We start from the raw sequence: 25,231 nt of genomic DNA, 5'->3' as shown, positions 1-25,231 counted from the left end.
CATGCCGAGCATAGACGCCCTCGCCGATCGCTTATCGACCTACCTCGGCAAGGACCAGGTCAATCTGGTCCGCCGAGCGTATTTCTACGCCGAACAAGCCCACGACGGCCAACGCCGCCGCAGCGGCGAGGCGTATGTCACGCATCCTCTTGCCGTGGCCAATATTCTCGCCGACATGCACATGGACCATCAGAGCCTGATGGCCGCGATGCTGCATGACGTGATCGAAGACACCGGGATCGCCAAGGAAGCGCTGCAGGCGCAGTTCGGTGAAACCGTGGCCGAACTGGTCGACGGGGTCAGCAAACTGACCCAGATGAACTTCGAGACCAAGGCCGAAGCCCAGGCGGAAAACTTCCAGAAAATGGCCATGGCCATGGCGCGCGACATTCGCGTGATCCTGGTCAAGCTCGCCGATCGCCTGCACAACATGCGCACGCTGGAAGTGCTGTCCGGCGAGAAACGCCGCCGGATCGCCAAGGAAACCCTGGAAATCTACGCGCCCATCGCCAACCGCCTGGGCATGCACGCCATTCGCATCGAATTCGAAGACCTCGGCTTCAAGGCGATGCACCCGATGCGTTCCGCGCGGATCTACCAGGCGGTCAAGCGCGCCCGCGGCAATCGCAAGGAAATCGTCAACAAGATTGAGGAGTCCCTCGGCCATTGCCTCGCTATCGACGGCATCCAGGGCGAAGTCAGCGGTCGCCAGAAACACCTCTACGGCATCTACAAGAAAATGCGCGGCAAGCGTCGGGCCTTCAACGAGATCATGGACGTCTACGCGTTCCGGATCATCGTCGACAAGGTCGATACCTGCTACCGCGTGCTGGGCGCTGTACATAATCTGTACAAACCGTTGCCGGGGCGCTTCAAGGATTACATCGCGATCCCCAAGGCCAACGGCTATCAGTCGCTGCACACCACCTTGTTCGGCATGCACGGCGTCCCGATCGAGATCCAGATCCGTACCCGCGAAATGGAAGAAATGGCCAACAACGGCATCGCCGCCCATTGGCTGTACAAATCCAGCGGTGACGAACAGCCCAAAGGCACTCACGCCCGCGCCCGCCAATGGGTCAAAGGCGTGCTGGAAATGCAGCAGCGTGCCGGCAACTCGCTGGAATTCATCGAGAGCGTGAAGATCGACCTGTTCCCGGACGAGGTCTACGTGTTCACGCCAAAAGGCCGGATCATGGAGCTGCCCAAAGGCTCCACGGCGGTCGACTTCGCCTACGCGGTGCACACCGACGTCGGCAACAGCTGCATTGCCTGCCGGATCAACCGCCGTCTCGCACCGCTGTCCGAACCGCTGCAGAGCGGCTCCACGGTCGAGATCGTCAGCGCGCCTGGCGCCCGGCCGAACCCGGCGTGGTTGAATTTCGTGGTCACCGGCAAGGCGCGCACGCACATCCGCCATGCCCTGAAGCTGCAACGCCGCTCCGAATCCATCAGCCTCGGCGAGCGCCTGCTGAACAAAGTGCTCAACGGCTTCGACAGCTCGCTGGAGCAGATTTCCGCCGAGCGAATCAAGGCGATGCTCAGCGAGTACCGTCTCGAACTGATCGAAGACCTGCTCGAAGACATCGGCCTGGGCAATCGCATGGCCTACGTCGTCGCGCGCCGCCTGCTCGGCGAAGGCGAACAGCTGCCGAGCCCGGAAGGCCCGCTGGCGATTCGCGGCACCGAAGGCCTGGTCCTCAGTTACGCCAAATGCTGCACGCCGATCCCGGGCGACCCGATTGTCGGCCACCTGTCGGCGGGCAAGGGCATGGTCGTGCACCTGGACAACTGCCGCAATATCAGCGAAATCCGGCACAACCCGGAAAAATGCATCCAGCTTTCGTGGGCCAAGGATGTCACCGGCGAATTCAACGTCGAACTGCGCGTCGAGCTGGAACACCAGCGCGGCCTGATCGCCCTGCTGGCCAGCAGCGTCAACGCGGCCGACGGCAATATCGAGAAAATCAGCATGGACGAACGCGATGGCCGCATCAGCGTCGTCCAACTGGTGGTCAGCGTCCACGACCGTGTGCACCTGGCCCGCGTGATCAAGAAACTGCGCGCCCTGACCGGGGTGATCCGCATCACTCGCATGCGCGCGTAGCCCTCCAGCCATTACAAGGAGTCATACATGACCAAGACCGTTATCACCAGCGACAAGGCCCCGGCCGCCATCGGCACCTACTCCCAGGCGATCAAGGCTGGCAACACCGTGTACATGTCGGGCCAGATCCCGCTGGACCCGAAAACCATGGAACTGGTCGAAGGCTTCGAAGCCCAGACCGTCCAGGTGTTCGAGAACCTCAAGGCCGTGGCCGAAGCTGCCGGCGGTTCGTTCAAGGACATCGTCAAGCTGAACATCTTCCTCACCGACCTGAGCCACTTCGCCAAGGTCAACGAGATCATGGGCAAATACTTCGACCAGCCGTACCCGGCCCGCGCCGCCATTGGAGTTGCCGCCCTGCCAAAGGGTTCGCAGGTTGAAATGGATGCCATCCTGGTCATCGAGTAATGCCGACGGCGCGGCCCGCAAGCGCCGCGCCGACAGCTCTGCGGTAAAGAAAAGGTTTTGAAAGGATTCCACCATGCGCAAAGCGCTTGCTCTCTCGCTGCTCGCCATTTTCCTCGGCGGCTGCGCCAGCAACCCTGCCGATCGTGACATCAGCGGCACCTGGATCAACCAGGTGGCCATCGATGCCGCTGCCAAGGGCGGTCCCCTGCGCGAAGCGCTTCAGGCCTACGGCCCGAACCTGGAGTGGGACGTCAACACCAAGGCCGGCCAGGCCCGCTACACCAACGGTTTCGAGAATGTCGAAGGGCGGCTGCTGGGCGAACAGTCCGGCGCCTGGAAAATCGACTTCTATGGCAGCTCCGGCAGCGAACTCAAGCGTGACGGCGGGCAGATGAAACAGGCTGCCACCGAAAACGAACCCGAACAGCTGTTCGACCGCGCGCAGATCCCGGTACCGGAAGGCGCGCCGATCGGCGCCAGTTTCGAACGCGCCCTGTATGCGGCCTACCTCGGCGGCAACTGGACCATCGCCAGCGGCCAGGGCGAAGGCAACACCGTGCAGTTCCAGGCGGACGGCCAGGTTTCCGGCCTGCCCGGCGCCGATCGCTACGCCCTGTGCCTGGCCGGCGATTGCGCCTCGATGAACAGCGACCACGACAGCATGTGGCTGCAGCAGAACGGCCAGGGCAACAACTGGATCTTTGTGCGCAAGGGCAAGCAACTGGAGATCTTCCAGGCGGTAAACAGCGCGCTGGCCGATGAAATGCCGCAGTTCACCCCGGGTGAACGCAAATGGCTGCTCGAGAAGCAGTAAGCCTCGCGCAAGCAACACCTACCCTGTGGGAGCGGGCTTGCCCGCGATGAGGCCATCAGACTCAACGCTTTGGTTGACTGCCAAGCCGCCATCGCGGGCAAGCCCGCTCCCACAGTGGTTTGTGGCGTTAGAAGGTCAGCACTTGCCTTCCAGAATCGCGGCATAACCTTCGCGGTAACTCGGATACTTCGGCGCCCAGCCCAAAGCCTTCGCCCGCGCATTGCTGCAACGCTTGCTGCCGGTGCGGCGCACGCTGGCATCCTCCGCCCACTCGGTCACGCCCAGGTACTCGCGCAGCCACGCCACCACGTCGGCCAGCGGCGCCGGCGCATCGTCCACGCCGATATAGATATCGTCCAGAGCCGTGCCACGGCGATCCGCCTCCAGCAGAAACGCCAGCAGCCCCGCCGCGTCATCGGCGTGGATGCGATTGCCGTACAGCGGCGGCTCGACCGCCACCCGATAACCGCGGCGCACCTGGGTCAGCAGCCACTCCCGACCCGGCCCGTAGATACCGGTCAGGCGCACAATGCTCGCCGGGATGCCACTGTTCAGCGCCACCTGCTCGGCTTCGAGCATCAGGCGCCCGGAGTAGCCGCTGGCGAGGGTGGCGGAAGTTTCGTCGACCCACTCGCCGCCCTGCTGCCCGTAAACGCTGCTGCTGGAAACGAAGAGAATCCGTTTCGGCTGCTGGCCATGCTGCTGCAACCAGCCCAGGACATGCTGCAACCCCTCGACGTAGGCGGCGCGGTAACCGGCCTCGTCGTGGTCGGTGGCGGCGGCGCTGTACACCAGATAGTCAAGCGGGCCGCTCGGCCAGTCGGCCGGACAGGTGTCGCTGAAGAGGTCGCCCGCGACACCGAGCACGCCGGCCGGCAAACGGGAAATCGAACGGCGCAGACCGTAAACCTGCCAGTTGCCAGCCAGCAATTGCGTGGCCAGGCGACTGCCAACATCACCACAGCCGGCGATCAAAACAGAAGGCGCGGACATCAAAAATCTCCCATCGGAAAGCGACAGACTAGCCTCGGCACAGGACGAACGGCTAGCAATCAAGGAAAAAAAGATACTCTATTACTTCTGTTAACAAGAATTACTTGCAATAATGCACGCCACTTTTGTTCTCGGCCTCACGAGGCCTGGAAGAGCATTACCGTTTTTCTATCTCAGGTCCGGCCAGCATGACACGTAATCAAACCCCCGCTTCGCCAACCAAACGACCTCGCGCCTGGAGCGCGGCAGCCGCCCTGCTGCTCAGCCTGATGCTGGCACCGCTAGCGTTCGCGGATGCACAGGCGCCCGCGGCCCCAGCCGCCACCGAGCAGGCCGCTGCGCCTGCCAATGCTGCTCCAGCCACTCCAGCCGCCACCGATCCGGTACAGGCTGTCGATGCCACCGCCGCCGACGCCCCGCAAGTCCTCGAGGCCGACAACTCCCTGGGCATGGCCCACGACCTGTCGCCCTGGGGCATGTACCAGAACGCCGACATCATCGTGAAGATCGTCATGATCGGCCTGGCCATCGCTTCCATCATCACCTGGACCATCTGGATCGCCAAAGGCTTCGAGCTGATGGGCGCCAAGCGTCGTCTGCGTGGTGAAATCGCTCAACTGAAAAAATCCGCCACGCTCAAGGAAGCCAGCGCCACCGCGGCGAAGGAAGGCACCCTGGCCAACCTGCTGGTCCACGATGCGCTCGAAGAAATGCGCCTGTCGGTCAACAGCCGCGAGAAAGAAGGCATCAAGGAGCGCGTCAGCTTCCGCCTCGAGCGTCTCGTCGCAGCCTGTGGCCGCAACATGAGCAGCGGCACCGGCGTACTGGCCACCATCGGTTCCACCGCGCCGTTCGTCGGCCTGTTCGGTACCGTGTGGGGCATCATGAATTCCTTCATCGGCATCGCCAAAACACAGACCACCAACCTCGCCGTCGTGGCCCCGGGTATCGCCGAAGCGCTGCTCGCCACCGCCCTGGGCCTGGTCGCCGCGATTCCAGCGGTGGTCATCTACAACGTGTTCGCCCGCTCCATCGCCGGTTACAAGGCCCAGGTGTCCGACGCTTCGGCACAGGTCCTGCTGCTGGTCAGCCGCGACCTCGACCACCAGCCTGAGCGCAGCTCGCAACCGCACATGGTGAAAGTGGGGTAATCGGCCATGGGCCTGCATTTGAAAGAAGGCGCAGACGACGATCTGGCCGAGAACCACGAAATCAACGTCACTCCGTTCATCGACGTGATGCTGGTGCTGCTGATCATCTTCATGGTGGCTGCACCCCTGGCCACCGTCGACATCAAGGTCGACCTGCCGGCCTCGACTGCCAAACCGGCACCGCGCCCGGAGAAACCGGTGTTCCTCAGCGTGAAAGCCGACCAGCGCCTGTTCCTCGGCGAGGACGAAGTGAAGCCCGAAGCACTCGGCGCCACCCTCGACGCCCGGACCAAGGGCAAGAAGGACACGACGATCTTCTTCCAGGCCGACAAGGGCGTGGATTACGGCGACCTGATGAGCGTCATGGATAACCTGCGTTCGGCCGGTTACCTGAAGGTCGGTCTGGTCGGGCTCGAGACGGCAGTCAAGAAATGATCACGACGCGCCATAAGCTGACGCGTTACGGCGGTAGCCTGGCCGTGGTGCTGGGCGTGCATGCCCTGGCTATCGCGCTGGCGCTGAACTGGACCAGCCGCCCGCCCATCGAACTGCCGCCGCAGGCAATGATGGTCGAGCTGGCACCGGTTCCGGCCCCACCGCCGCCGGCTCCGCCGAAAGTCGTCACCCCGCCGCAGCCACCGACGCCGGTGGAAGAGCCGCCGATGCCGAAACTGGCCGAAGCGCCGAAGGCCGAGATCGCCGTGCCGAAGCCGAAACCCAAGCCGAAGCCAAAACCTCAGCCGCCGAAACCGGTCGAGAAACCGCAGCCGCCGAAGGAAAAACCTTCCGAGGAAAAACCGGCCGACACGCAACCGACCCAGGCACCGACGGAGAAATCCGCGCAGCCTGCGCCAGGCCCGTCACCTGCGCAAATGGCCGCCAAGGCCAGCTGGCAAGGCACCCTGCTGGCGCATTTGGCCAAGTATAAAAAGTACCCGGCCAGCGCTCAGGCGCGTGGCAAGGAAGGCTTGAACCGCCTGCGCTTCGTGGTCGATGGCGAAGGCAACGTACTGTCGTTCGAACTGGTGGGCCGTTCCGGCAATGCCGATCTGGACCGGGCCACCCTGGAAATGATCCGCCGCGCACAACCGCTTCCCAAGCCACCGGCCGACATGCTCAACAATGGCTCGATCGAAATTGTGGCGCCGTTTGTGTACTCGCTCGAAAGACGCCGCTAAGCCACTGCAAAACCTGTGGGAGCTGGCAGGCCATGTCCCACAGGGGTTCTCCACCCACCCAGAACCCAGCCAAAAAGGCACCGAAAGGTGCCTTTTGCCTATCTGGCAACGGCAAACTCACATTGCCCGGTGTCGCATTCCGTACTCAGTCTGATAACGTGCGTCTATCGATTGCAGCCGGTATGCTTGGCCCGCAACTTCATGGACGCTTTGCTATGACTCTCACAGAATTACGCTACATCGTTACCCTCGCCCAAGAGCAACATTTCGGTCACGCGGCCGAGCGTTGCCACGTCAGCCAGCCGACCCTCTCGGTGGGCGTGAAAAAGCTTGAAGACGAACTCGGTGTGCTGATTTTCGAGCGCAGCAAAAGTGCCGTGCGCCTGACTCCGGTCGGCGAAGGCATCGTCGCCCAGGCGCAGAAAGTGCTGGAGCAGGCCCAGGGCATCCGCGAACTGGCCCAGGCCGGCAAGAATCAGCTGACCGCGCCACTGAAGGTCGGCGCGATCTACACCGTCGGCCCGTACCTGTTCCCGCACCTGATTCCACAACTGCACCGGGTTGCCCCGCAGATGCCGTTGTACATCGAAGAAAACTTCACCCATGTGCTGCGCGACAAACTGCGCAACGGCGAGCTCGACGCGATCATCATCGCCCTGCCGTTCAACGAAGCCGACGTACTGACCCTGCAGCTCTACGACGAACCGTTCTATGTGCTGATGCCGGCGCAGCATCCGTGGACACAAAAGGAATCCATCGACGCCGCCCTGCTCAACGACAAGAGCCTGCTGCTGCTCGGTGAAGGCCACTGCTTCCGCGACCAGGTGCTCGAAGCCTGCCCGACCCTGACCAAGGGCAACGACGGCGCCAAGCACACCACGGTCGAATCCAGTTCGCTGGAAACCATCCGCCACATGGTCGCTTCGGGCCTGGGCATTTCGATCCTGCCGCTGTCGGCGGTGGACAGCCACCACTACGCGCCGGGCGTGATCGAAGTGCGGCCACTGTCCGCACCGGTGCCGTACCGCACCGTGGCCATTGCCTGGCGCGCGAGCTTCCCGCGGCCAAAAGCCATCGAGATTCTCGCCGACTCCATTCGCCTGTGCTCGGTGGCCAAACCCGCCGCGCCGGTCACGGCCGGTTAAGCCAGGGTCATGACCGAGCTGTCGCAAGTGTCGGTGACGGCACTCAAGGGTGTCGGCGAAGCCATGGCCGAGAAGCTGGCCAAGGTCGGCCTGGAGAACCTCCAGGACGTGCTGTTCCATCTGCCGCTGCGTTATCAGGATCGCACCCGCGTGGTGCCGATCGGCCATTTGCGCCCGGGACAGGACGCCGTGGTCGAAGGCACCGTCAGCGGCGCCGACGTGGTCATGGGCCGCCGCCGCAGCCTGGTGGTGCGCCTGCAGGACGGCACCGGCGGCCTGAGCCTGCGCTTCTACCATTTCAGCAACGCGCAGAAGGAAGGCCTCAAGCGCGGCACGCGGATTCGCTGCTACGGCGAAGCCCGGCCCGGCGCTTCGGGGCTGGAGATCTACCACCCGGAATACCGCGCCATCACGGGCGACGAGCCGCCACCGGTGGACGAGACCCTGACCCCGGTCTATCCGCTCACCGAAGGCCTGACCCAGCAGCGCCTGCGCCAGCTGTGCATGCAGACGCTGACCCTGCTCAAGCCCAGCACCCTGCCCGACTGGCTGCCGACCGAACTGGCGCGCGACTACCAACTGGCGCCGCTGGCCGATGCGATCCGCTACCTGCACAACCCGCCGGCCGATGCCGATGTCGACGAACTCGCCCTCGGCCATCACTGGGCCCAGCATCGCCTGGCGTTCGAAGAGCTGCTGACCCATCAGCTGTCCCAACAGCGCCTGCGCGAAAGCATGCGCTCACTGCGCGCACCGGCCATGCCCAAAGCCACCAGGCTGCCGGCGAAATACCTGGCCAACCTTGGCTTCAACCCGACGGGCGCCCAGCAACGGGTCGGCAACGAAATCGCCTACGACCTCAGTCAGCACGAACCGATGCTGCGCCTGATTCAGGGTGACGTCGGCGCGGGCAAGACCGTGGTCGCCGCCCTCGCCGCGCTGCAGGCGCTGGAGGCCGGTTATCAGGTCGCGTTGATGGCACCGACCGAGATCCTCGCCGAACAACACTTCATCACCTTCAAACGCTGGCTCGAACCGCTGGGCATCGACGTCGCGTGGCTGGCCGGCAAGCTCAAGGGCAAGAACCGCGTCGCCGCACTGGAACAGATCGCCAGCGGCACGCCGATGGTGGTCGGCACCCACGCGCTGTTCCAGGATGAAGTGCAGTTCAAGAATCTCGCGCTGGTGATCATCGACGAACAGCACCGCTTCGGCGTGCAGCAGCGTCTGGCCCTGCGGCAGAAAGGCGTCGGCGGGCGCATGTGCCCGCATCAGCTGATCATGACCGCCACACCGATTCCTCGCACGCTGGCGATGAGCGCCTACGCCGACCTCGACACCTCGATCCTCGACGAACTGCCGCCGGGGCGCACGCCGGTCAATACCGTGCTGGTCACCGACACCCGCCGTGTCGAAGTCATCGAACGGGTGCGCAGCGCCTGCGCCGAAGGGCGTCAGGCCTACTGGGTGTGCACGCTGATCGAAGAATCCGAAGAGCTGACCTGTCAGGCCGCCGAAACCACCTTCGAAGACCTCACCGCCGCCCTCGGCGAGCTCAAGGTCGGGCTGATCCACGGGCGCATGAAGCCCGCCGAGAAAGCCGCGGTCATGGCCGAATTCAAGGCCGGCAACCTGCAACTGCTGGTCGCCACCACGGTGATCGAAGTCGGCGTCGACGTGCCCAACGCCAGCCTGATGATCATCGAAAACCCCGAACGCCTGGGTCTCGCGCAGCTGCACCAGTTGCGCGGCCGGGTCGGGCGCGGCAGCGCGGTCAGCCATTGCGTGCTGCTCTACCATCCGCCGCTGTCGCAGATCGGCCGCCAGCGCCTGGGCATCATGCGCGAAACCAACGACGGCTTCGTCATCGCCGAAAAAGACCTCGAACTGCGCGGCCCCGGCGAAATGCTCGGCACGCGCCAGACCGGCCTGCTGCAATTCAAGGTCGCCGACCTGATGCGCGACGCCGACCTGCTGCCGGCCGTGCGTGACGCCGCGCAAGCGCTGCTGGAACGCTGGCCGACTCACGTCAGCCCATTGCTCGACCGCTGGCTGCGCCATGGGCAGCAATACGGCCAAGTGTGAGCACCGTCGCAGTTTGTGCAGGATCGTTCCTACAGAGCTGGTTATACTCCTGCCATTGTTTCAAAAACGGATACAGACCATGACTGACGCAGCTCTCGCCCCCGAACTCCCGCACGCGCCGTCTGTAATTCGGCTGCTGCTCGGCAAGCTGGGTATCGCCTACGAAGAAGTGCTCGACCACCACGGCCTCAATGCCTCGCGCAAGGTCCAGGCGGTATTGCTCGACGACGCCGTGGGCGCGCTGATGGTGCTGTTTCCACAGAGCCAGTTGCTCGACCTCAACCGCCTCGCCGAACTCACCGGCCGGCGCCTGACCGCCGTGTCCACCGAGCGCCTGGAAAAGATGCTCGGCAAACACAGCCTGAGCCTGCTGCCGGGCCTGCCGGCGCTGACCAGTTCGCCGTGCCTCTACGAAGAGAGCCTGCTGCGCGAGCCGAAGCTGCTGATCAACTCCGGCGAGCCGGGCGTGCTGCTGGAAATCACCAGCGAAGCGTTCAAGACCATGTTGACCAAGGCCAGCGCCGCCAATTTCGGCGAAGCCCTGAGCAGCATCCGCCCGAACCTCGACCGCCCGGACGATGACCGCGAGGAAATCACCCAGGCCGTGCAGGCCTTCACTGCGCGGCGCATCCAGCAGCGTCTGGAAGCGACCATCGAGATTCCGCCGCTGGCCGAAACCGCGCAGAAGATCATCAAGCTGCGCGTCGACCCGAACGCCACCATCGACGACATCACCGGCGTCGTTGAAACCGACCCGGCACTGGCCGCGCAAGTGGTGAGCTGGGCGGCATCGCCGTACTACGCTTCGCCGGGCAAGATCCGTTCGGTGGAAGACGCCATCGTCCGCGTGCTCGGCTTCGATCTGGTGATCAACCTGGCGCTGGGCCTGGCCCTCGGCAAGACCCTGAGCCTGCCCAAGGATCACCCGCAACACACCACGCCGTACTGGCAGCAGTCGATCTACACCGCCGCCGTCATCGAAGGCCTGACCCGCGCCATGCCGCGCGCCCAGCGCCCGGAAGCCGGCCTGACCTACCTCGCCGGCCTGCTGCACAACTTCGGCTACCTGTTGCTGGCGCACGTGTTCCCGCCGCACTTCTCGCTGATCTGCCGTCACCTGGAGGTCAACCCGCACCTGTGCCACAGCTATGTCGAGCAGCACTTGCTGGGCATCAGCCGCGAACAGATCGGCGCATGGCTGATGCGCTACTGGGACATGCCCGATGAGCTGGCCACCGCCCTGCGCTTTCAGCACGACCCGAGCTACGACGGCGCCTACGCCGAGTACCCGAACCTGGTCTGCCTGGCCGTGCGCCTGCTGCGCGGGCGCGGCATCGGCTCCGGCCCGGATGAAGACATCCCGGATGCGCTGCTCGAGCGCGTGGGCCTGACCCGCGACAAAGCCAACGATGTTGTGAGCAAGGTGCTTGAAGCCGAAGTGCTGCTGCGCGAACTGGCTTCGCAGTTCAGCCAGGCCTGAACGCAAACAGGCCCGCGCCCACGGGACTCAACTGATCCCCGTGGGCGCGGGCCTGTTAACCAAGCATGCAGTCCCGATCAAGTGCCCGGCTTAACCCAGGTAGCGCAACATCCAGCCCTCGCCACCGGATAACAACCGGCCACACAGCACGATGCGTCCGTCCGCCATCAGCGCCATGTCTCTCAAATCCTCGTGTCTGCCTTCGGCAGCGATCAGTCGGTTCATGATTTCTCGCTCCATCAAGATAAACACGGCAATCGATCAAGTCAGATAACACACCATCCAGCCAGCCAACGGATTGAACACCTGCGCCAGGTGATGTCCGCCGCAAACGACAATCCGCTGTTGCGCCGAGAGGGTCATGCCCCGGGTAGCTTCCAGCCACTGCGGGTCATCGAACACCACGAAGCCGACTTCATTGAACGCGCTATCCAGTTGCCCGGTCATGAGATAACGCGCGGTACAGGCCTCGCTGTTTTCGCTGAAGAACTCGCTGCCGGTGGTGCCCGAAACGATCAACAGATCATCCCCCGCTCCGCCAAAGGTGCAACGGCTCCAGCGCTGGCCGATATCCGTCAGCTTGGAATACAGCGGCTGGCCGTTGTTGAACACCAGGTTGAACCCGCCATCGCGGTTCAGCAGCAAAATCGCGCCGATTCCAGTCTTGAGGGTTTCCGACTTGCCACCGACCAGCACGATCAAATCGTCCTTCGCCCTGACCCGGATATCGTAAATCGCCAACAGATCAGGATTGGCTTGCAGCAGGTTGGCAAACCCCGAGTCCTGGCGTCCGTCAGGATTGAAACGCACCACGTACAGCCCATAGTCGTTGTTCGTGCGGTAACTGCCATGCGCGACCAGCTTGCCATCACGCTGGAGCGCCACGCCGCGGCCTTCGCTGTAGACCGCATCGGGCAACTCGACGAACGTGCGGCCACTGCCATTGAACGTCTGGTCGAACGAACCGTCACGATTGAGACGCACGACCTGGCCCTTGTAGGTACCCGCGGAAAAGTCCGCCGCCGAGGTCATGACCACGATCTTGCCATCGGGCTGCTCGATGCCCGACGCCTGGGCGCTGCCGCCGGACCGGATGCCCGCGCCGACGCCTCCGGCAACGGGCTGCCCGGTCTCGCGCGGCTTGAGTGCTGCCAATTGCTCAGCCGTGCCACCCGCCACCGGATCGAGGAAAACCACCCCGCCATCGCCAAAGCCCGCATCGAGCTGGCCCGTTTCGAGCAGCCGGATGACCGCCAGGCCACCACCGTCAACGCCGTCATTGAGGTATTGCGCAGTGAACAACAGCCCGCCGTCACTCAGTCGGCTGCCGGCAAAAATCGAATCGATGCGTTTGCCGGGGAAAGACACCTCGACAAAGCCCTGGCCGTCTCCGAAGTCCGATCCGTAATCGAGTTTGCCATCCGGCGTAAGGCGTACCGCCGCGAAACCGACCATCCCCTCGAGGGGGAAACTCGCGGCAATCAACTTGCCATCGGGTAATGCGATGACCGCCTCGGGCGAAGTGCCGGGCACGCCGGCAATAGGCCAGTCGAGCAAGCCTTGATGAGCAAATGTGGGGTCGAGCGTGCCTGCCTGTGCAGTGCGAGATGCTTGAGTCATGCTGATGTGCTCCAGAGTCGTCCAAGTGCCCCTCACGGCGGGACAACTGCGATGGAACACCAATACCTGGCGCCGAACACCTGTCAGTTCTGACAGTTCGATTGGCTTTGCCAGCCAATGTCATGACTGCGCAGGCCAGACTCAGGCGTCGGGCTTGGCCTTGCGTGGCTTCAGCTACTTCATCAGGCCCTGGAACCAGATCACCGGCGCCGGGTTGACCTTGCTGGACGCGCCAGCCGAGGCAACATCTGAGTCACGTCAGATACCGCAACATCCAGCCAGCCTGTGGATTGATTTCCTGCCCGGTGTAGTGCTCACCGCACATGACAATTCGGCCGTCTGACGTGAGAGCCATGTCGCTGGTGACATCCAGCCAATTACGGTCATCGAACACCGCCCAGCCGACATTGGCGAAGGTCGTCTCCAGCGCACCCGTCAGCAAATAGCGCGCAGTGAAGGCCACGGTGTGAGCCGTCAGGAACTCGCTGCCCCCCGTCCCCGCCACGATCAAGCGATCACCGTCGTCACCGCCGAATGCGCAACGGCTCCATTGCTGGCCCATGTCGGTCAGTTTGGAATACAACGGCCGGCCCTGGTTGAAGACCCGATTGAACGTGCCGTCCCGGTTCAACAGCGAGATCATGCCCACTCCGGTGTGAAAATCCTCGAACACGCCGCCGACGAGCGCGATCAGGCCATCTTTTGCCCTTACCGAAATATCGAAAACCGTCAGGGCAAACTGCGGGTCCGGCATTTTCAACGTCGCAAACTGCGCATCCTGCTGACCCTGCGCGTTGAAACGGGTCACGTACCAGCCATTCGCCCCTTGTTCGCGATAATCACCAAATACCACCAGTTTGCCGTCGGGTTGCAGCGCCAGGCCCCGGCCATAACTCTCGGCCACATCCGCCAGCTCGACAAACGCGCTGCCCGTTCCATTGAAGGTTTTATCCAGCGAACCATCCGGATTCAGACGTACGAGCTGCCCCTTGAAATCGCCGAAGGAAAAATCCACCGCCGAGGTGATCAAGACGATTTTGCCGTCAGGTTGCTCGCCTGCGCAGGCATGGGAGCGTCCATTCAATTTGCGATGTGCGCGAGTGTCTTCAGCACTTTTTTGCTCGGCACGGCGCGAACGCATGTTTCTCGTCTGCTCAGGCGTTCCACCCTCGAGGGGGTTGAAAAACACCGCGCCTCCGCGGCCGAAACCTTGGTCGAGTCGACCATCCTTGAGCAATCGGACAAGCGCCCGCCCGCTCGAGGCTTCACTTTGATTGCTGTACTGACAGGTAATCAGCACGCCATCATCGATTAACAACGCCGCGCCAAAAATGATCTCGATGTGCGTATCGGCGAAGCTGATCTGCACAAAACCGCGCCCATCGCCGAACCCGGTCCCCGTATCCAGCGCGCCTTTGTCGGTGAGGCGCACCACTGCAAAGCCACTCTGGAATCCCGACAGGCGACTGACGGCAATCAGCTTGCCGTCCGCCAACGAAAGCACCGCCTGCGGGGCTCTGCTGGCAATACCGGGGATTTGCCAATCGAGGACACCGTCCTCGGCAAACATTGGGTCGAGCGTGCCTGGCTGCGTTTGGCGGAGTGCTTGAATCATGGTGGCGTGCTCCAAAGTCTTGCGAGCGGCCCTCACTGCGGGACAACTGCGATGGAACACCATTACTCCGCGCCGAACACCTGTCAGTTATGACAGTTCGACAGGCTTTGCCAGCCAATGTCATGACTGCACAGGCCAGACTCAGGCCTTTGGCTTGGCCTTGCGCGGCTTCAAATACTTCATCAGGCCCTGGAACCACATGACCAGCGCCGGGTTGCCCTTGAGCTGGATCGACTTGTCCTGAATGCCCTGCATGAACGCCAGTTGCTTGTTCTTCGCCTGCATCGTGGCGAAGCCGTACGCGGCATCCTTGAAGGCAATGGCGAACGCCGGCTCCGCTACCGTTCCCGACTTGCTGGTGATGCGCTGATCCTTGACCACGAAATGCCGTGCCACTTTGCCGTCCAGGGTCTGTAGCTGGAACACCAGTTCCTTGTCACCCAACTGCTGTTGGAACGCAGGATTTGTCCGACTGGCCTTACCCATCAACAAACCCATCATCCACAGAAGAAAACGAAATTTCATGCACACAGCCTCAAAAGGAAAATGAACGGCCGGGGCAGTGTAAGGGATTCGTACGGATCCGCCACTATTTGCAACGGATAGAAGACGATGCGGCGATTTTCCTGTCAGATGACTACCAAGTCACTCCCAGGCTTGATCGTTCCCATGCTCCGCGTGGGTGAGTTGTTCACCTTTTCCGCAACATCGACGCCGAAGCCCTCATGGCCAACGCCTGCGGAGTCAGGCCAAGCCGTAACTGAATCGAGGGCAGAAAAAGGGGGTCGTTGAGTCCTCTTTCCTGAGCCTCGGCAACAGCAACTAGCGAAAGTCCTCTGCGCTTTTTAGTTGTGACTCCACCCCTTGGAGCGCCGCCCGGTTTATGGAGGAATAACTTCCTGAGCCACATCGCTGCCGGAATACGACTTTGTCCTCCTTGAACACCGTCAGAAAACTCACGAGGGCCTGGCTAACGAGGTAGGTATACGCACCGCTTTTGAACTTGATGATGTTCAGATTCACGCTGCCCTCCGACGCATCTACAACAAAGAATTTTCCCTTGGGTGGCATAGCAGTCTTCGGGTAAACCATCTCGATGTTTCCCGGCACACCGTAGCGATACTGAACAGAACCGGCCGTGGGCTTGCTGTTTCCCCGCGCACAAACCGAAACCGTCTTGCCACCCTTCAGCGGGCAGCTGAAGTAAATGTCTTCGTCATCCGAGCACAACGTTACTTCCTGCCCCCACCTCACTGGCGCTGTCTCCTGCGAGACGCGCTCCGGCGTTTTCGCGGTATCGGCACAGTTGGACAGACAAACCAGCTTCGAAAGATCCGGAACATCGCTTTCAGTAAACAAGTACGTCGCTGAACCCTCACGGTTACGCGCGTGGTAAACGGGAACACTGACGGCCAGCCCGTTGGCCGACACCGGCACCTTGGCATCCCCGCCCGAGACGACCCAGCCTTCAGCCTCCCCGCACAACGCCTCCAAAGCCACTTCACTGAACGAGTCTTCCGTGGGCACCGCGAACGGCTTGGCGTCACCTCGGCAGTCGTAGCCATGCCAGTAAGGCCCGGTGTTCATATCAATGTCGATCGAGAAAACATAAGCGCCGTCCAGCACCACTTTGCCGCTGTCGTAGGTGAAAACCAGCCAGCGCCGCGTCTTCGACTGTGAGGAGTTTTCTTCCTCCAGGATGTAACGCTCGCCATCGCGATACAGCCAGAAAACGCTCGCGGCTCCGGCCGATACCGGCTTTTCGGAGAGACGCTGCCCGGAATTGGCATCCACCAGGAAATCGTCTCTCAGCGCCAGCGCACAGTCGCTGTTGGCGCCCATGCACGACTTGAGTGACGGGAACATCGGTCCCGCCACTGCAGAGAAAGAACACAGCAATAACGCGATCAAACCTGATCTTTTCAACTGGTCACCTGTTTCAAAGCGAGTAATCCATCACTTCTTCAAGCTGCCAGCATTGCCCACGGACAAACCGATACTCGAAGACATAATCGGTATCCGGTTTCTGCAGGATGGCGACGGCGTGATCACCCTGCTCTTCCTTGACGGTCAACGTCAGGCCCTGGGCCTCTCGCTTCGCCAGATCCGGGATGATCGGGAACTTGAGCTGATCACCGCTGAGACTGCTTTTTTGCATCTCGGGCTCGGGATCACCGGGCACGGTCGTGAGCATTTTCAGCGGCTGCTGGACGAAGGCTTTTTGCACCTCTGCGCTTTCAGCGAAGGCTGAGAGAAACGCTGAAAAGTCAGGTGAGGGGCAAGCGGCATTCGCTGTGCTGCTTTCGGACTTGAGTGGATTCTGACGGTTGCCCTGGTCACCCGACGCAACGACCAGCGGAGGATGCAGCTCGCCGATGTTCTGTGGCTCGCTTGCAGATGCCGATGGCATCAATAAGCCGACCAATAATCCAAACGCAGCAATACCATTCAAGAGCCTGGTCAATTCCACCCACTTCCCTGTTGATCAATCTTTGAATATTTACGCTGAGGGTTTCAGGTTGACTCAGGTGCGCCGCATTTCAGCTCTTTGATCTGCTCGTCCTGAATCGGAATCACGCAGGCGAGGCGCTTCTCTCCAGGTGCACGAAGCTCCGTCAAACTGAGCGTCACGTGCAACCCGTCCTCGGCAAACGCATGATCCTCAAACCCGGCATCGGCATAGTCCGTCCAGAATGCCTTGCCGGCAAAACTGCAAAAGCGCCTGGACGACAGCACTCTCCAGTGTCCATCGGGTGCGAGAATCTGAACGTTGAGGCACGGACTACCGTAGGTCGTGACATAGCGAGCCACTACATCGCCAAACCGTTGCGAGGCAGAGGCAGAAACCTCGGCCATGTCGACCACTTCACTCGTGCCGTCGGAGACGATCGCATCCAGGTAGGCGGCACGCTCCAGACTCAATCTGGCAATGCATTTATCAATGACGAGTGTATGTGTCGGCGACCCCTGTTCAACATGGGTGGCTTCGAGGGGGCAAGTCGTGTCACGCAACTTGATCCAGGCGCGCTGCGAGTCTTTGGCCGTCGCCATATAGGCCTTGCGTTGCTCGGATCCACGCTTCCAGCGAGACTCGAACCGCGCCATCAGTTTTTTGTAGCTGGCATTGAGTTTGGCGTCGGCATCCTCGCGGTCAGCTTTCACGCATTGCTCAACTTGCGAACTCGCGTCAATGACTTTGCAATCATCCTTAGCCTGCGCGATCGACGCGCACAGCATGCCAATGGGCAGCGCGATAAAACGGACAATCCTGTTCAATTTTTCATCCTTGATGTGCAGTTCGCTCAGCGACCCGTTGCGGAATTTTCTGTGCATTACCAGCGGCTGTCATCGCCTCGCGGTACTCGCCGTAATACCGTTTTGCTTCGTCTTTGCGATCAAGGCGCCAGAGTGAATCGGCGATGTTCAACATCAGCACTGTGCGTTTACCGACCGCCTCGACGCCGCGGTAAAACTTCAGTGCCAATTCATCTTTGCCGCCCTCGGCCAGGTAAAAACCCAAGTCGTTGTAGGCCTGAACACTTTGCGCCGGGGGATGACACGCCATGTAGGACTCGGGACTCAAAAAGGTCAGGCCCGATTCGATGGAGTCGGCGCGGGACTGCGCAGCTTTGATGGTCGAGATATATTTCAACCACTCCTTCGGGGACTCCGTTTCCAGGCTAGGCGTGAGGACTTCGCCATCTTCCGAAAACCACTGATTACCCACCCATTTGCCAAGACAAAAACGCGGGGAGCGCTCGGCCAGCATGCAACCGGTTTCCATGGAGATCACAGCGCAATGCTGTTGCGACTCCAGTTTTTCTTCACCATTTTCAAGCGACAACATGCCGAAGACGACTGGGTCGAGCAATACAGTTTTCTTGTCAGGGCTGAGCCAGTCCGGGTGTCCATCAGCGCCAACGTCGGTGCTGAAGAGCGGGAAGGATTTGCCGTTGGCGGTGAACCATGCGGTCGCTGAATCCACCCCGGGCATCGTCCATTTTGTTGCTCGAAACGTCACTGTGTGCCCGTCGCTGCCGACGATCGGTGGATCCTCGGCAAATGCACTTGTGGCGGCCAGAAGACTGCCGATCATCAACACCCATTTAAGGCTGGCCATAGACGATCCTCTTCACCGCCGGGCTTTCTGACATCAGCTGTCTCTTCGTCACGCCATAGGACTTGATCAGCGCTTCCCACGAACCCTTCGAGCCAAACGATCGCTGGCTATTATCGAAGCTGTATTGTTCCAATCGCCCCGCCGTCGAGTAATACCCGCGCCATTCAGGACAGGCACCACAACCGCCGTAGCCGCCTATCGAAACAAGGCTGCCCTTGGTGCCTTTCACGCAATCCATCGCCACGACAACGTTACTCAGCATCGTCGCTTTCTTACCGTCAGATGTGAGCTGCGCAACCGTATCGATGTTGCGCCGCAACACTTTGCCGCCGATGTTGATCGTCTGGTCGGAACAGACCGGGATGAGATGGGTTTCGGCGTCATCCACCGTCACGGATCGGCAGGACGACACCATCACCACTTCAACACCGCCGCATTGCATGACTTCGCGCTGGGTGTAGGCGTCCTGGGGAGCGGCGAAAGCTGGAAACGAGAGCAACAGCGAAAGGCTGCCCGCGAGAAGATACTGATTCATGGAAAACTCCCTTTTGCCGTTAACCGGCCTGTTGTCCAGCCAGGCACTTTGCATAGCCGTCGGCGAACTTGACATCGAATGACAATTCCACCGGTTCTTCCAGTTCAGCCGAGGTATTGAGCAACACCCGAGTGGCCGGGGTGTATTTGATCCAGCCGATGGTGCCGCTGCCGTCCGTATCAAAGAGCAACTGGGCTTGCACGGTTTCACCGTCGTCTTCATCAATCAGCAGATTGACCTTGTCCTTGCCGACATAGCGGAACGGGAAGTTGCTGCTCCTGACCATTTCCGTGAGATAGCCATAGCAACTCCCTTCTTCGGCAGCTGCCGGAATGGCGTAGGTGAGGGGCAAAAGTAGAAGTGCTCCCAACATGGGCCGAATGCAAAAGCGGTTCATCCAATCATCCTTAATCAAACGGCGGCGATCACAAATCTTGGTACGTCAGCAGCCGGAACTCGTTGTTCACGAACTCGTAGTAACGGGTTCTGTAGCGAATCTCCAGCTCATTACCCTGCGCGTCCTCTTCGGTATCGGCGGCAATGCCGGAAACAATGAGCAGGCGGCTATCAGGCTGGCTCGCCAGGCTGAGAGTCGTGCCGTCGTACGCATTCGGCAGCCCGCCAACCACCTCCCCCGTGCGCACGTCCAGCACTTCGCCGCACATTGCACTGCCGCCACAACCGAGTCGGTGCAGGATGTAGTGGCCGGCAAAGTTGACCTTGCCTTTGAGTGCCTGCGCGCGCGCCTGATTGATCGTCGCGTTGCTGTCGGCTTGCGGCAGCAGTTCGTGATGGGGCCCGGTGAACACTGGGGTGACGGTGTAATCCTTGAAATCCGGGTCAGCGGCGAAAGCCACGGACGTGGCAATGGCCAAGAGGCCACCGAGTAGAACTGAGCATCCTTTCACGCTGTAACTCCGTCACTGAAATCTATTCGGACTGACCTTCATAAAGTTGCGTCTGCGGGTTGAATTGCCACAGATGCGGTCGGGTCAGGGCTGCGTTGTTTTTGTAGCGAATCTGCCCGCGTTTATCCCTGATGTAGGAATAAATCTCGATGTCTTTGAAGTCGCCGCCGTTCTTGGGTGGACCGTCTAGCACCTTGATCCCGGCAAAGTAATCGCCGCCAGTATGTTTCAGGTAACCACGGCACTGGATCAGGAAGGCGTACGTCATGTCGCCGGCCGACCCGTGACTTGAATAGGAGAGGAAGATGAAATCGTCTCGGCCATCGCCATTGAGATCGCCTTGGTACACCACCTTGCCACGCTCCAGAGAAAATCCGTCATCGTAGAAGCCAGAGTGTATGTCCACGACACTTTCTCCACTGTCTTTCCATTGCGTAAGAAAGGTCTTGGTATCGCTTTTCTCATTGCAGACATCCGACGCCATCGCTGCCATCGGCAGCCCGCTCATAAATAACACCAGCAGTCGTTTCACTTCATATCCTTCGAATTCATCAATTCCAGTTCACCATCGCGATACAACACTTCGCAGCCGATCCACGCCAGATCCACCTGCGGCATCACCGCCGAAGGCTTGCGCAGTTCCCGCAACAACGTCGAACCATGCGACAACCGCCCACCCATCCGCGCAATCACTGCCCGCGCCGCTTGATAGTGCGCATGCCGCCCCGGGTCGAGGGTGTCTTCCAGCAGGATGTCGACGCCAAGGATGCCCCGCACCTGTCCCGGATAAATCATGAATCCAGTAGCCTGCTCGGCACCTTTGCGGCCGTCCTGCCAGAAGCTGCCGTCACGAGTACGGATGTCAGGGTGCGGCGCGAACCAATGTTCGCGATCCGCCACGGGCATGGCGTGATGCAGACGGAAGAAGATGCGCATCAGGTTGTCGCGATACCACTCGCGCACTTGCAGGTAGTAACCACGCAGGCCCGGCAGGCCGGTCGAATGCGCGAGACGGATCAGTCGGGACCATTGCGGGAACGCCTGCAAGGGAAGGTCGCCCGCCGGCGGCCGGGGCGTAGCCGGATCGGTCTCCCACGGCAGTCGATGAGGACTGTTTTCCAGGTTGTCGTAAGCGGTGGGCGGTCGGCCCAGCACGTCGCCGCCGCTGCTGGCCAGCGCCGTGGCGATGCACAGGTTGCCTTGCACGACGAAGACGTAGAACCGCGTGAACCAGTCGGCCAATTGCTGGCCATCGGCACCCTGGGCGACGAGTTCGGCCAGTTCCCGATCGAAGCGCTGCAAGCCTTGTTCAAGGTTCAGCAAATGGCCGCGAGCCTTGCGTTGCATACGCAGGAACAGCGGCAGCGAACGCAGCATCTGCAGCGGTCGCCACGGCAGATGCGGAGTCGCGCCGCCAACTTCACCGGCGTAGTTAGCGGCGCTGATGCCCCAGTCGGCCAACCGGGCGAGGAACAGATCATTGTTGATGTAGGACGCGCCACCGAACACTGCGGTAAAGGGCTCGTTGTCCTGCAACACCCGCGCATCCCAACGCGCCATGATCGCCGGAATACTTGCTGCCGCTCGGCGCTGGGCGTACTCCACCAGCACGCTCGGTTGCGGCGGCAGGATCTCGGCAATGTTGGCGGCGGTCAGGTGGCGGCGCCAGCCGTAGTCGCTGATCGGTCGGTATTGCAGCAACCACAGTTGCGCACCGTCCCAGGCCCATTCGACGTCACCGGGTACGTAGTGGAACACGCGCAACACGTCTTGCAGAAAGCGCCACAGCAGGTCCTCGGTCAAACCGTGGGATGGCGTGAACGTGCCGCTGCGCCAGGCATCGCCAAGCCGCGACAGCGTTGCTCGTGAGGGGCTGACGTGACCGTCGGCCAGCGATTCGAGATGGCCTGCAACCCATTCCAGCTCGACCGACAGATGTCGCACAAACGCGATCCCGGAAACCACCGGGGTGATGAAGCGCTGCACCACCACTTCCTCGACGCCTGCGGCCGTCAGTTCGGCGATGCGTTTCGGCACATGGGCGGCGGGCTCGCGCAGATAGGTCGTGCTCAAACCGGCATTCGCCGAATCGGCCTGGTCTTCGCCATAACTGGAGGAGCGCACCGCCCAGGTCACATCAGGTTGGGCGGCGAGAAATGCCGGGAGACGCGGATCGGTGCAATCGTTGAGCGTCAGCGCCGCCGGCACCGCCTGCCGGGCCAGCTCCGCCAGACGCAAACGCCCGCCCTTGGTGTGCGCGACGAACCCGCGCTCGCCCGACTCCAGCCACTGTGCGAATTGCGCAGGCGCGTCGATCCACGGGTAATGCCCCCAACCGGGCTTGAGACTGATGGTCAGATCGGCGCGAGCCAGAATCGCCGACCACGCCGCCGCCTGCTCAATGCCGAGTACGGCGTCCTGATCACCCCAGACCAGCTCGACCGGATCGGTGATCCACTCCAGCAGCGGCAGCGCGGTGTCGGCGCGAATCAGCTGCCAGTGCGGCACGAACGCCCGGCAGCGCGCATAGCCGGCGCCCATGCGCTGGTACTGCGCGGGCGTCCAGGTCTGATTGGAGAACTTACGCGCGAACAGCGTGGGCTTGTTCGACAGCAGCCAGTGAATGGTCTTGCGGATCGGCAGCGGTGACATCAGTGCCGGCAAGCGCCGCTGCCACAGAAACGCCCCGACCGGCGCCAACAACACGCTGCGGGAAAAGTGCCCGGGCCGCCGTTGCAGCGCATGCAACACCAGCAAGGCATTGACCCCGACCGCCATGATTGCGCTGCCCGGCGCCGTCATCGCCAGCAAGGTCTGCGCGTAGTCCGCCAGATCCGCGCAGGGTGGTTGCGGGTTGGCGCCGAAGCCCGGCAACTCCAGCGGCACCACGTCGTAAGTCTGGAAGTGCGGCAGTGCGTCATCCCACCAATCGGCGGCGCTGCCGTTGCCGGCGAGCAGGTACATTCGGGACTTGCTCATGGGCGATCCTCAGGCCAGATCGCGCAGGGCAGCGTCGAGGGTCGGATAAAGGAACGTGTAGCCCGCCTCGCTCAAGCGCTGCGGCACCACGCGCTGGCCGTCGAAGAACAGTTGCGCCATCTCCCCCGCCAGCGCCCGTACGGGTGCCGCTGGAACGTGGAACCACACCGGGCGCTTGAGGACCTTGCCGACATGCTCGGCGAACACTGCCTGACTGACCGTTTCGGGCGCGACCATGTTGTAGGTGCCGCGCAAACTTTCATCGTGGAAGGATCGAGCGATCACCTGAATCACATCGTCGCGGTGCACCCAGCTCATGATCTGTTTGCCGTCGCCCATGCGCCCGCCGAAGCCCAGGCGGAACGGGATCAGCAGCGGCAACAACGCACCCCCCGGGCCGAACACAACACCGAGGCGTAGCACCACTTGGCGCACACCAAACTCAGTGGCGGGCTGCGCTGAAGCCTCCCAACGCGCACAGAGTTCGGCCATGAAACCGTCGCCCTTGCTCGCCTGCTCATCGAGGCTTTCGCTGACATCGCGCACGCCGTAGAAACCGATGGCCGAGGCCTGAATCCACAGCGCGGGTTTGTGCCTGGTGTTTTTCAGCCAGCTCAGCAACGCTTCGGTCGTGCCGACGCGGCTGGCGAGCAACTGCGCCTGCCGCTTGGGACTCCAGCGTGGCCCGGCAACCGGTGCGCCGGCGAGATTGATCACCACGTCGAAGGTTTCGTCATAGCCGAGTTTGCTCAGCGAGCGCACACAGCGTGCTCGGCCGTCGAACAGGTACGCGGCTTTCAGCGGATCGCGGGCCAGCACGCTGACGGTGTGGCCGGCATCGAGCAATTGATTGACCAGCGTTTCACCGATAAACCCGGTGCCGCCCGTCACCAGCACACGTTTGAACGCGCCGCCGGCAAACGGGTTGGACGGCTTGCCCTCGCGCTGCATGCGCAACGCCGCCAGACCATCGCGAATCCCCGACGCCGTCACGCCCACGGCAAACAGCGTCAGCACCCAGCCCTTCCAGCCGAAATCCACAGCGCTCAGGCCGCTCGGCAAACTCGCCCACTGCGCCAGTTGCACGCCGTACAACGCAAAAAACGCTCCGCCGTTGACCGCCAGCACGGTGTGCATGATGCGCTCGATCGCCGGTAGCTTGCGGCTGCGATCCTCGACCACGAAATCCCACAGCGTCAGGCCGATCTCCAGCGCGAACAGCAGCGCAACGACCGCCGCCCACGCGCCATGGAACTCGAGGTGCGCCATGCCGAGAAACAGGACGCCGTAGAAACACGAACGCAGCGCGTGAATCGACAACTCCAGCCGCGCACTGTGGCGATACGGCAGCGCTACCGTCAGTTCGTGGTGATACAGGGTGTCGAGTGCTCCCAGGCAGGCCTGGGCAATCAGCAAGGTGAGCGCCCAATCCAGCAGCGAAAAATCAGGCATGGTTTGGCTCACTCAAGGACGTGTCGGAAGAGGAAATTCGCTGGTCGTGGCGATAGAGCCAGAGCAGCGGCGGCAGCAGAACCAGCAGCGCGGCGCTGTCGAACCACAGGTGCGACCAGACCTGTTGGTGTGCCGAGAGCAACATGTCCTGCGGTGCCCACACAACGATACCGGCCATCAACCCGCCCCAGGCCAGCGGGGTTTTCAGGCGATTGCCAATGTGCACCAGGGCAAGCATGAACAGCGAATAGCTTTGCAACGTCGCGCCAAACAACGCGAGCCACCAGACCTGTTGTTCACGGCCTGCGGCGGGCACCGCATCGGCGCCCCAGAATGCACGTTCGAGGGTCTGCAGGTAGCCGTCGAGCAGCCCGGAGTGCCCGGCCCAGGTCAGGGCGAGGCCGGCAAGCATGTGCACGATGGCGGCGGCGTATAGCCAGAGCACTAACGCTGGGCGAAGCGAGGTAGAGGGGGCTGGCATTCCATGTCCTGAGCGCTTTCCTTGAAGGTGCGGAGTTTAAAGGAAAATCGCGGTGGTCAGATGCACAAGCGTTAAACGTTTTCGCGTGACGGACTCAGACCGAACACGTACGCAAGCGCACCCGACAGGACCCCGAACTTCAAATGCAGTGACTCGCCGT

General features: G+C 61.8%; 25 protein-coding genes. 9 read left to right on the top strand and 16 right to left on the bottom strand.

Features of this window, described 5'->3' with window-relative positions:
• Window position 1 precedes the first annotated feature (1 nt).
• From spoT to QRN70_RS16165, 3 genes are all read left to right on the top strand, one after another.
• On the top strand, window positions 2–2,107 hold the full coding sequence (gene spoT, locus QRN70_RS16175) for a bifunctional GTP diphosphokinase/guanosine-3',5'-bis pyrophosphate 3'-pyrophosphohydrolase (RefSeq protein ID WP_285418981.1): 2,106 nt from the start codon (window positions 2–4) through the stop codon (window positions 2,105–2,107).
• Window positions 2,108–2,134: 27 nt separating this feature from the next.
• Entirely contained in the window at window positions 2,135–2,515 is a 381-nt protein-coding gene (gene ridA / locus QRN70_RS16170) for a deaminase RidA (RefSeq protein WP_003229509.1), read from the top strand.
• A gap of 73 nt (window positions 2,516–2,588) precedes the next feature.
• Window positions 2,589–3,329, top strand: a complete 741-nt coding sequence (locus QRN70_RS16165; protein WP_285418980.1) for a putative periplasmic lipoprotein — start codon at window positions 2,589–2,591, stop codon at window positions 3,327–3,329.
• A gap of 135 nt (window positions 3,330–3,464) precedes the next feature.
• On the opposite strand, the gene QRN70_RS16160 is transcribed toward QRN70_RS16165, so the two are convergent.
• Entirely contained in the window at window positions 3,465–4,322 is an 858-nt protein-coding gene (locus QRN70_RS16160; RefSeq protein ID WP_285418979.1) for an SDR family oxidoreductase, read from the bottom strand.
• Between the two features lie 188 nt (window positions 4,323–4,510).
• Between QRN70_RS16160 and exbB the strand changes: the two genes are divergently transcribed.
• The 6 genes from exbB (at window position 4,511) to QRN70_RS16130 (ending at window position 11,361) form a co-directional block, all read left to right on the top strand.
• Window positions 4,511–5,473: a tonB-system energizer ExbB gene (gene exbB, locus QRN70_RS16155; RefSeq protein WP_285418978.1), complete on the top strand. Its 963-nt coding sequence runs from the start codon at window positions 4,511–4,513 to the stop codon at window positions 5,471–5,473.
• Window positions 5,474–5,479: 6 nt separating this feature from the next.
• The gene (gene exbD / locus QRN70_RS16150; protein ID WP_285418977.1) at window positions 5,480–5,908 is read left to right on the top strand and encodes a TonB system transport protein ExbD; all 429 of its coding nucleotides are present in this window, start codon (window positions 5,480–5,482) and stop codon (window positions 5,906–5,908) included.
• Window positions 5,905–6,651 carry an energy transducer TonB family protein gene (locus QRN70_RS16145; protein WP_285418976.1) on the top strand — a complete coding sequence of 249 codons (747 nt, stop codon included), beginning with the start codon at window positions 5,905–5,907 and terminating at the stop codon, window positions 6,649–6,651. The genes exbD and QRN70_RS16145 overlap by 4 nt, the downstream gene beginning before the upstream one ends.
• Window positions 6,652–6,866: 215 nt before the next feature.
• Complete coding sequence (locus QRN70_RS16140; RefSeq protein ID WP_285418975.1) at window positions 6,867–7,796, top strand: hydrogen peroxide-inducible genes activator; 930 nt, start codon at window positions 6,867–6,869, stop codon at window positions 7,794–7,796.
• Between the two features lie 9 nt (window positions 7,797–7,805).
• On the top strand, window positions 7,806–9,881 hold the full coding sequence (gene recG, locus QRN70_RS16135; RefSeq protein ID WP_285418974.1) for an ATP-dependent DNA helicase RecG: 2,076 nt from the start codon (window positions 7,806–7,808) through the stop codon (window positions 9,879–9,881).
• Window positions 9,882–9,960: 79 nt separating this feature from the next.
• A complete protein-coding gene (locus tag QRN70_RS16130; RefSeq protein WP_285418973.1) occupies window positions 9,961–11,361 on the top strand; it encodes an aminoacyl-tRNA deacylase and HDOD domain-containing protein in 1,401 nt (466 codons plus the stop codon).
• Between the two features lie 90 nt (window positions 11,362–11,451).
• Here the strand turns inward: QRN70_RS16130 and QRN70_RS16125 are convergent, their stop codons facing one another.
• The 15 genes from QRN70_RS16125 to QRN70_RS16055 form a co-directional block, all read right to left on the bottom strand.
• Complete coding sequence (locus QRN70_RS16125) at window positions 11,452–11,586, bottom strand: hypothetical protein (protein WP_285418972.1); 135 nt, start codon at window positions 11,584–11,586, stop codon at window positions 11,452–11,454.
• 36 nt (window positions 11,587–11,622) lie between these two features.
• Window positions 11,623–12,981 (bottom strand): delta-60 repeat domain-containing protein, encoded by a 1,359-nt coding sequence (locus QRN70_RS16120; RefSeq protein WP_285418971.1) that lies wholly within the window; start codon window positions 12,979–12,981, stop codon window positions 11,623–11,625.
• Window positions 12,982–13,234: 253 nt separating this feature from the next.
• Complete coding sequence (locus QRN70_RS16115) at window positions 13,235–14,596, bottom strand: delta-60 repeat domain-containing protein (protein WP_285418970.1); 1,362 nt, start codon at window positions 14,594–14,596, stop codon at window positions 13,235–13,237.
• Window positions 14,597–14,737: 141 nt separating this feature from the next.
• A complete protein-coding gene (locus QRN70_RS16110) occupies window positions 14,738–15,121 on the bottom strand; it encodes an SCP2 sterol-binding domain-containing protein (protein WP_285418969.1) in 384 nt (127 codons plus the stop codon).
• A gap of 297 nt (window positions 15,122–15,418) precedes the next feature.
• Entirely contained in the window at window positions 15,419–16,507 is a 1,089-nt protein-coding gene (locus QRN70_RS16105; protein WP_285418968.1) for a hypothetical protein, read from the bottom strand.
• Between the two features lie 28 nt (window positions 16,508–16,535).
• Window positions 16,536–17,048, bottom strand: a complete 513-nt coding sequence (locus QRN70_RS16100; RefSeq protein ID WP_285418967.1) for a hypothetical protein — start codon at window positions 17,046–17,048, stop codon at window positions 16,536–16,538.
• A 62-nt stretch (window positions 17,049–17,110) separates the two neighbouring features.
• A complete protein-coding gene (locus QRN70_RS16095; RefSeq protein WP_350224502.1) occupies window positions 17,111–17,833 on the bottom strand; it encodes a lysozyme inhibitor LprI family protein in 723 nt (240 codons plus the stop codon).
• Window positions 17,834–17,876: 43 nt separating this feature from the next.
• On the bottom strand, window positions 17,877–18,716 hold the full coding sequence (locus QRN70_RS16090) for a tetratricopeptide repeat protein (protein ID WP_285418965.1): 840 nt from the start codon (window positions 18,714–18,716) through the stop codon (window positions 17,877–17,879).
• The gene (locus QRN70_RS16085; RefSeq protein ID WP_285418964.1) at window positions 18,703–19,251 is read right to left on the bottom strand and encodes a hypothetical protein; all 549 of its coding nucleotides are present in this window, start codon (window positions 19,249–19,251) and stop codon (window positions 18,703–18,705) included. Before QRN70_RS16085 ends, QRN70_RS16090 begins: the two co-directional genes overlap by 14 nt.
• A 19-nt stretch (window positions 19,252–19,270) precedes the next feature.
• Window positions 19,271–19,603 (bottom strand): hypothetical protein, encoded by a 333-nt coding sequence (locus tag QRN70_RS16080; protein ID WP_285418963.1) that lies wholly within the window; start codon window positions 19,601–19,603, stop codon window positions 19,271–19,273.
• Between the two features lie 73 nt (window positions 19,604–19,676).
• Window positions 19,677–20,126: a hypothetical protein gene (locus QRN70_RS16075; RefSeq protein WP_285418962.1), complete on the bottom strand. Its 450-nt coding sequence runs from the start codon at window positions 20,124–20,126 to the stop codon at window positions 19,677–19,679.
• A gap of 55 nt (window positions 20,127–20,181) precedes the next feature.
• Window positions 20,182–20,691: a hypothetical protein gene (locus tag QRN70_RS16070; protein WP_285418961.1), complete on the bottom strand. Its 510-nt coding sequence runs from the start codon at window positions 20,689–20,691 to the stop codon at window positions 20,182–20,184.
• A complete protein-coding gene (locus tag QRN70_RS16065) occupies window positions 20,688–23,138 on the bottom strand; it encodes an alpha/beta hydrolase (RefSeq protein ID WP_285418960.1) in 2,451 nt (816 codons plus the stop codon). The genes QRN70_RS16070 and QRN70_RS16065 overlap by 4 nt, the downstream gene beginning before the upstream one ends.
• A gap of 9 nt (window positions 23,139–23,147) precedes the next feature.
• Complete coding sequence (locus QRN70_RS16060) at window positions 23,148–24,590, bottom strand: TIGR01777 family oxidoreductase (RefSeq protein WP_285418959.1); 1,443 nt, start codon at window positions 24,588–24,590, stop codon at window positions 23,148–23,150.
• Window positions 24,583–25,071 (bottom strand): cell division protein, encoded by a 489-nt coding sequence (locus tag QRN70_RS16055; RefSeq protein WP_285418958.1) that lies wholly within the window; start codon window positions 25,069–25,071, stop codon window positions 24,583–24,585. Before QRN70_RS16055 ends, QRN70_RS16060 begins: the two co-directional genes overlap by 8 nt.
• Window positions 25,072–25,231: the final 160 nt, after the last annotated feature.

Origin of the sequence: Pseudomonas sp. efr-133-TYG-5, from assembly GCF_030209175.1 — a bacterium.
Lineage (GTDB): Bacteria > Pseudomonadota > Gammaproteobacteria > Pseudomonadales > Pseudomonadaceae > Aquipseudomonas.
Note: the sequence above shows the minus strand (reverse complement) of the source record. Positions and strands in the feature narration are given on the sequence as shown.